Raw genomic sequence first — 1,482 nt, 5'->3', positions numbered from 1 at the left:
AAGCGCCCGTCGTTGCTGCCAAGTCGGTCGCCGCCGAAATCGCCACCGCCAAAGCCGCGCGCCCCTCCGCCGAAGTTGCCTCCGCCGAAGCCACCACCACCAAAATGACCGCCGCCAAAGCCGCCGCCACGATCGATGAATAGTGCCGCAGGTCCACTTGACCCACTCAGGCTTCCTTCCAGCACCGAAACATCGAACGTCAGAGCACCGTCCGCGAGTTTGGGGGACCGCAAGGTCACCACGGCATCTTCGACTTTCGATCCATCGCCGCCGAGAACGGAAATGGTAGCGTTGGGTGGGTCCTTGATAAAATTGTCTGCGCCCTCATCCCATTGCATGATGAATTGAGCTGTGGTCACGTGGCCCGCCGCACGAACAGGACGGTCGGCAAAGACGATCGAGTTTTGCGCCACACCAGTCATGGTAAGCTTTCCGTCCTTCAGGGTCGCACCGGCCGAGTTCACGACAAAAAGCGAAGGCACCGGCCCTGTCGGCGTAACAACACCGATAGTTTTCTGAAGGGGAACATGCGGTTTGACATCCGCGTCTTGTGCAAGTGCTCCGCCGAGGGTCGAACACAGACCGCCAGCAATCAGACCCAGACATGCAAGATTTGTGGTGAGCATGGCTAAACCTCCCATGAGTAGGCAGTTCTTTTCGACTGATCCTCAAGGCGCCGACTTTAGAGTGACCGTCGTAACACCGCCCGCAATGTTGATGCCTTCCTGACCCTCGACGGCAATTGGCTGCAGCGAAAACGCGCGGCCGCTCCCGCCGACGAGAATATTGGCGCCTGCGCCGACACCGAACGAGGCGTTCGCGCCTACCCCGGCATAGGTACCGGCCAAKGCWCCAGCSGGAAGGCCGCTGGCCGTCGCGACGACACCCCAGATCAGGTGGCCCGAGCCAACCTCCCCAAGSGCCACGCCGAACTGATCAATGGATCCKGYGTAGTTTTCGACTTTGCCGTCCCGGTCCTGGAAGACGCACGACAGTGTCTGCTTTTCAACTACGAACATTCCGATGCCGCGAGACACATCGCATGWAAGCGTGCCTATCTGCGCGGAATTCTGGGCACTTGCACCCAACGGGATCAGCGCCAGGGCACAGCTGAGAAATACCTTTCGAGATAGATCAACCATTGACGTCCCCTTCGTTTTGCCCCGCCTTCACTGACTTAGCTGTCAGCAACGACTGACGTTGCGCTTGTTACGGCGAGACGGCTTTTTCGCTATATGCCACTCGGCATTATTTCAGTTCGAACGGAAAGATGGTCTTCCAGTCCGTCTTCATGTCGACGACCGTCCAATTGTTCACCGCAGCCGCATCGAGCGCTTCGTCGAGTTTGCCAAACTCCGTGTTGCGGTCGTAGGCGTACTCCCGCTCGGCGTCGGTGTGGTGGACGATGAGACCGAAACGCGGGCCGGCGTTCCCGCTGCCCAAGGTCGTCCATTGCAGCATTTCGAGGTCGCCATCGGAATT

2 protein-coding genes and 1 pseudogene are annotated in these 1,482 nt (G+C 59.2%); all 3 read right to left on the bottom strand.

All coding sequences use genetic code 11. The features are described 5' to 3' along the window. A partial coding sequence (locus tag AC1DWF_RS31910; protein ID WP_476842552.1) for a hypothetical protein occupies nucleotides 1-626 on the bottom strand: 626 nt, incomplete at its 3' end. A 42-nt stretch (nucleotides 627-668) separates the two neighbouring features. Further along, a complete protein-coding gene (locus tag AC1DWF_RS31905) occupies nucleotides 669-1,142 on the bottom strand; it encodes a DUF992 domain-containing protein (protein WP_476788403.1) in 474 nt (157 codons plus the stop codon). 106 nt (nucleotides 1,143-1,248) lie between these two features. Next, a pseudogene (locus AC1DWF_RS31900) lies at nucleotides 1,249-1,482 on the bottom strand (haloacid dehalogenase-like hydrolase); the annotation flags it as partial.

It is taken from the genome of Aminobacter sp. P4_D5, assembly GCF_056401815.1.
Note: the sequence above shows the minus strand (reverse complement) of the source record. Positions and strands in the feature narration are given on the sequence as shown.